5 protein-coding genes are annotated in these 6,238 nt (G+C 63.2%); 2 read left to right on the top strand and 3 right to left on the bottom strand.

Annotated elements, in window-relative coordinates; genetic code table 11:
- Both WB528_RS19250 and WB528_RS19255 read left to right on the top strand, forming a co-directional pair.
- The coding region (locus tag WB528_RS19250) for a hypothetical protein (protein ID WP_423889984.1) at nt 1-187 on the top strand (187 nt) is incomplete at its 5' end.
- A gap of 262 nt (nt 188-449) precedes the next feature.
- A complete protein-coding gene (locus tag WB528_RS19255; protein WP_423889985.1) occupies nt 450-2,141 on the top strand; it encodes an amidohydrolase in 1,692 nt (563 codons plus the stop codon).
- 80 nt (nt 2,142-2,221) lie between these two features.
- Here the strand turns inward: WB528_RS19255 and WB528_RS19260 are convergent, their stop codons facing one another.
- The 3 genes from WB528_RS19260 to WB528_RS19270 form a co-directional block, all read right to left on the bottom strand.
- On the bottom strand, nt 2,222-3,004 hold the full coding sequence (locus tag WB528_RS19260) for an enoyl-CoA hydratase/isomerase family protein (RefSeq protein WP_423889986.1): 783 nt from the start codon (nt 3,002-3,004) through the stop codon (nt 2,222-2,224).
- A gap of 129 nt (nt 3,005-3,133) precedes the next feature.
- Complete coding sequence (locus WB528_RS19265; RefSeq protein ID WP_423889987.1) at nt 3,134-5,269, bottom strand: molybdopterin-dependent oxidoreductase; 2,136 nt, start codon at nt 5,267-5,269, stop codon at nt 3,134-3,136.
- A gap of 86 nt (nt 5,270-5,355) precedes the next feature.
- Nucleotides 5,356-6,108: an SDR family NAD(P)-dependent oxidoreductase gene (locus WB528_RS19270; RefSeq protein WP_423889988.1), complete on the bottom strand. Its 753-nt coding sequence runs from the start codon at nt 6,106-6,108 to the stop codon at nt 5,356-5,358.
- Between the last annotated feature and the right edge of the window lie 130 nt (nt 6,109-6,238).

Raw genomic sequence — 6,238 nt, forward strand, 5'->3', positions numbered from 1 at the left:
CTCATGCGGACGGCGAAGTCGTGTGGGCCTGATTCCCGACGCTGATATCAAGCTGGTGACGATGCTTTCGCATTGTGACCTGCGACGGAGGCAACAAAGCCCGGTCTCCGAGGCGAGCGCGAAGGAAACCGTTAAAACCATTGCGCGGGGAAAGCCGGGTGATCCGGCAGTACCTGTGGTGGACTAACTCGTGTGCTTTTTTCATTTGCACGCGAGGCTATGGGTGCGTGCCCGCACCCGGCTTTCCCTGCGCCCTCACCCAACGAGGGACACTATCCGGCACAGGCTCGGGCGCAATTTCGCGCCGCGAGAACGGTGACGCTTGCTCTGCGAAAACGAAAGCGAGGACTGCGCCACGCCCGCTTTGGAAGCCCCTTCCCTTCTGTTATCGGTTCAGAGGCGAGCGGCCATCGCCAACTCTCTGCGTTCGACAATAAAGGGGATTGCCAATGAAACCTCGAACCGCCCTTGTGATCGCCGCGGCCTTTGTCGCCGCCACAAACGCCGCGTCGGCCCAAACGCCAACGCCCGCCGATATCGTGTTCGTCAACGGCAAGGTTTTCACGGCCGATGAAAGCGATCGCGTCGTGCAGGGCTTTGCGGTTACGGGCGATCGCTTCACGGCGGCCGGGACCGACAGCGACGTGCGTCGCTACGTCGGCCCGCAGACCAGGGTGATTGACCTCAAGGGCCGCTTCGTCTCGCCGGGCATCACCGATGACCACTTCCACAACGAAGGCGGAGGCTCCGGCGTCGATCTCAGTCATGTGCGTTCCGTTGGCGAGTTGCTGACGACGGTCGCCAACGCCGCTGCCGCAGCGCCTGCGGACTCCGTGATCGTCTCCAACTCGGACTGGCACGAGGCGCAATTGAAAGAACAGCGCCTGCCAACAGCCGAGGAGATCGAACAGGCTGCACCGGGCAAGCCTGTCGTGCTGGTGCGCGGCGGCCACGAATACATCCTCAACATCGCCGCGTTGAAGAAATGGAACATCGGCAAGGACACGCCGCCGCCGAACGGCGGACAGATCGGGCACAACAGCGCCGGCGAACTGACCGGAGAACTGGTCGACGAAGCGAGGTCGATGGTTACTCTGCCGCACCCGAAGCCGGTGAGTATGGACGACATCCTGGCAACGCAGAAGGCCGTCGCCCCCTATGGCATGACCGCGCTTCGCATTCCCGGCGCCTACAAGGGCGACATGATCCAGGCCTACCATCTGATGAAGCAGGCGGAGGCGGACGGAAAGCTGACGCTGCGCTGGACGGTCTACATGCCGGGTTTCTCCTTGCGTTCGGCGGAGGCCGCGCGCAAGGCGATCCAAGCCTGGGGAACGCATCAGGGCGAAGGCAGTGACTGGGTCAAGGTCGACGGCGTCAAGCTGCTCGTCGATGGCGGATTCGAGGGCGGCCATCTTTCAAAGCCTTACCTTGAGCCCTATGGCAAAGGTGGAACGTTTACCGGCCTCACCGTGTCGCCGCCGGCGGCCTACACCGAGGTCGTGCGCGAGCTGAATCGCGACGGCTGGCATGTCATCACCCATGCCGTTGGCGACGCCGCGCTCGATGAAGTTCTCGACGCCTACGCGGCGGCCGACAAGGACGCATCGATCAAGGGCAAGCGCTGGTCGGTCGAGCACGCCTTCGTCTCTCGGCCGGAACAGGTCGCGCGTCTGAAGGCGCTCGATATTGCGGTGTCCGCGCAGGATCACCTTTATCTGGCAGCACCGGTGCTGAAGAAATACTGGGGCTGGGAAACCGCGAGCGAAGTGACACCGGTCAAGACCTATCTCGATGCGGGCCTGCTCGTTGCCGGCGGCACCGATAGCCCGGTGGTCCCCTTCAATCCATTCTGGAATCTGTACCACATGGCAAGCCGCGACACGATTTCGGATGGCGTCTATGGCGCGGACCAGAAGATCGCCTCGCGGCCGCTGCTGCTCAAGCTCGTCACCATCAACTACGCGAAACTGATCGGCGAAGAAAAGACGCGCGGATCGATCGAGCCCGGCAAGCTCGCCGACTTCGCGGTGCTGACCGACGATTTCCTCACCGCAAGGCCGGAGACGATCCGCGACATGAGAGCGCTGTCGACCTGGGTCGGCGGACGCGAGGTCTATCGGGCATCGGGGTATGAATGAGGTCGCGACCAAGGGATTCGAGGAAGGCGCACGCGCCCCTCAAAAGTCGTCCCTGCGAATGCAGCGACGACACTGGAAGCCTACTTCCCCGGCCAGGAAGGCTTGCGCTTTTCGGCAAACGCCTTGAGTCCCTCCCTGGCGTCTTCGGTCATGGCGAGGATCGCGATCTGGCTTTCGGTATAGGCGATGGCCTCGTCGAACGACATCGAGGCGATGGCGCGCATCGCATATTTGCCGCGCCGGATCGCGGTCGGCGACTTGTCGGTGATGCGGCCGGCCAGCCAATCGACCTTGGCGTCGAGTTCGGCCACCGGCACGACGTAGTTCAACAGTCCTGCCGCCTGCGCCGCTCGCGCATCGAACGGCTCGCCGGTGATCGCCCACTCATGAATCAGTCGCCGCGGGGCGATCGACTGCAACAGGCTCAACACCTGCATCGGAAATACGCCGACCTTGACCTCCGGCAATCCGAAGATCGCGTGATCGGAGGCGACCGCCATGTCGGTCATGCACAACAGCCCCATGCCGCCGGCCATGCAGACGCCATTGACGCGCGCGATCGCGGGCTTGGTCGCGTTCTGCGACAGCCGCAGCAGATCGGCGTAGTCGACATTGGGCCTGGAAAAATCCGCGGCGAACGCGCCGCCGGTATTCTGCAAGTCGGCGCCGGCGCAGAATGCTTTCTCGCCCGCCCCGGTCAGCACGATGACGCGAACCTCCGGATCATCGTGGGCGGCGCGATAACCGCGCGCGATGCCGGCGATGACATCGGCATTGATGGCGTTGCGCTTCTCCGGCCGGTTGACGGTGATCCAGAGCGCTTTGGCGCGCTTCTCGATGAGAACGGTAGTGGTGTCAGTCATGGTTGCATCCTCCCGTCATTGCGAGTGCCCGCGAAGCAATCCAGCAACCTCGAAAGAAAACTGGATTGCTTCGTTGCATTGCTCCTGGCAATGACGGCTAGGACTTTAGAATGTCTTTTCGAAATATGTCTACGGCGTCGGAATCGAAGGCTCGGCCTTCCTGATCCAGACCTTGTTGTCGTGGAAGGCCGCGCCGCCGACCGGAGCCACGGCCTCGGCGCCGGTGAGCATGTTGATGCCGCGCCCGCCGATATGGGCCTTGTTGGGATGCACGGATTCGGCGATCAGCACGCCGCGGCGCACCCCGTCGAAATGTTTCGCCGTCAGCGTGGTCTCGCCGCGCAGATTGCCGAGCGTAACGGCGTCGCCATCGGCGATCCCGAGCCTCAAGGCGTCGTCGGGATGGATCATCACGCCGGGCGCGCCCTCGCGCGCCTGCGACGACAGCGTCTCGTTGAAGGTCGTATTGAGGAAGCTGCGCGAGGGGCTGGTCGCCAGGCGAAACGGATGCGCCTCGTCCGCTTCCTCGATCACGGTCCAATGATCGGGTAGCGACGGCATCTGGTCCCACGCGCCCATCATGCCGGCATTGCTGACGGGAACATGGGCCCAATCCGCCTTGAAGTGGAATTTGCCGTCCTTATGCGCAAAACCGTCGAGATAGTGCGAGGTGCGGAAATCCGGCTGGAGATCGCGCCAGATATCCGCCTCGAGCCCGGCGATGCCGCCATGGCCGCTCTTGCGCAAGGTCGCGTCGATCAGTTCGCGCGGCGACATCTCGAAACCGGGGTGAGAAATCTTCAGCCGCGTCGCGAGCCCCTGCAGAACCTGATGGTTGGAGCGGCATTCGCCGGGCGGTTCGATCAGCTTGGCGCCGACCGAGATGTGCTGGTGGCCGCCGCCGTAATAGAGATCGTCATGCTCCATGAACATGGTGGCCGGCAGCACGACATCGGCCATCTGCGCTGTCTCGGTCATGAACTGCTCGTGCACCGCGACAAACAGATCCTTGCGCGCGAAGCCGCGGCGCACCAGCGCCTGCTCCGGCGCCACCGTCATCGGATTGGTATTCTGGATCAGCATCGCCTTGACCGGAGGTCCGTTGTGAAGCGCTACGGGATCGCCGGTGAGAATTCGCCCGACCTTGGATTGGTCGAGCCGCCGCGCATTGGGATCGATCGCGTCATCGCCCTCGATGATGGACTTGTCGAATTTCCAGAGTGCCGCATTGTTAAAGAACGCGCCGCCGCCTTCGTGCTGCCAGGCGCCGGTCACCGCGGGAATGCACAGTGCCGCATGCATCTGGGCCGCGCCGTTACGGCTGCGGGTAAAGCCATAGCCGAGACGGAAAAAGCTCCGCTTGGTCCGGCCGACCATGCGCGCGAAGGCCTCGATCTCTTCGACCGGCACGCCGCAAATCGCCGATGCCCATTCGGGGGTGCGGGTCTTCAGATGCGCTTCCAGTTCGCCGGGGCAATCGGTGTAGCGATCCATATAGTCGCGGTCGGCAAAACCTTCGCGGAACAGCACGTGCATGACACCGCAGGCGAATGCGCCGTCGGTGCCCGGCCGCACCAGTATCTTGACGTCGGCCTGCTTCATCGTCTCGTTGTTGTAGACGTCGACGACCGCGATCTTCGCGCCACGTTCTTTCCGCGCGCGCATCGCATGCGTCATCACGTTGACCTGGGTGTTCACCGCGTTGGTGCCCCAGATCACGATAAGGTCGGAGACGCCCATCTCGCGCGGATCGACGCCGGCGATCTTGCCGGTGCCCGCGGTAAAGCCGACGCGCGCAATGGTCGAGCAGATCGTGGAATAGAAGCGCGAATATTTCTTCACATGGGCGAGGCGGTTGATGCCATCGCGCATCACCAATCCCATGGTGCCGGCATAGTAATAAGGCCAGACCGATTCCGCGCCGAACTCGCGCTCGGCGGCGTTGAAGCGGCCGGCGATTTCATCGAGGGCATCGTCCCAGGAAATCCGCGCGAACTTGCCGGATCCTTTCCCTCCGACGCGGAACATCGGATAGGTCAGCCGATCGGGATGATGGATGCGCTCGGCGTAGCGGGCAACCTTGGCGCAGACCACCCCTGCCGTGTAGGTCTGCAGCTTCGAACCGCGAACCCGGCCGATCGAAGAACCATCGATCACCTCGACATCGAGGGCGCATGCCGACGGGCAATCGTGCGGGCAAGTCGAATGCCGGATCGCGACCTTGGCGCGTGCGGCCGGAGCCTCGATTTTGGCGTGCTGGTTCATGCTCAATATGATTAGCACCAAAACCCGAGTCTGCCAGTGTCAGAATCGGGACACTCATACGCAAAAAGGTGGGCAGATGGACGGGATTACCCGCCCAGATAAGCTCCACCATTGGCATGAATCGCCTGGCCGTTGATGTAGCGCGCGGCGGGACTGCACAGGAAACGCACAGCGGCCGCGACGTCTTCCGGCTTGCCACGCTCGCCGGTGATCGTCCGGTGGATCAGATGGTGTGCCGGTTCCGGCGTGTTCCTCGGCCGTGGCGTGCCGATGATGCCGGGCACGACGCAATTGACGGTAATGCCGTCCGGCGCGAGGTCATGGGCGAGCGCGCGGGTAAAGCCGATGATCCCGGCCTTCGCGGTGACGACGTGGGCGCGGTCGCTGGCGCCGGTATGCGCGCTCAGGCCACCGATATTGACGATGGTCCCCGCCCCGCTCTTCTTCAGGTGCGGCAGGCACGCCTTCACACAGTGGAATGTGCCGTCGAGGATAACGTTCATCACCTCGCGCCAGTCGGCATAGGTCATCTCCGCAAACGGCTTCTCGCGCCGCAACGCCGCGTTGTTCACGAGAATGTCGATGCGGCCGAACTGCTTCGCCGCCAGATCGACCATCACCTGCACGGCGTTGGCATCGGCAATATCGCCGACATGGGCAAGCGCCTTTCCACCCCTGCCCTCGATTTCACGCACCACCGCTTCGACCTCGTCGCGGTTGCCGCGCGCGTTGACGAGAACGGATGCGCCGCCCTCAGCGAGCGAAAGCGCGATCGCGCGGCCAATATTGCGACCGGAGCCGGTCACGATCGCGACCCTGCCGGTGAGTTCACCTGTCATTTTACGCTCCGTCATCGTCCGCGAAGGCGGACGATCCAGTAAGTACCAGCGCCCGCCATTGACCCGAATAGCTCTCGAAATACTGGATGCCCCGCTTGCCACCTTCGCTGAAGCTTCGGCGGCCCACTAT

It is taken from the genome of Bradyrhizobium sp., from assembly GCF_049586575.1.
Lineage (GTDB): Bacteria > Pseudomonadota > Alphaproteobacteria > Rhizobiales > Xanthobacteraceae > Bradyrhizobium.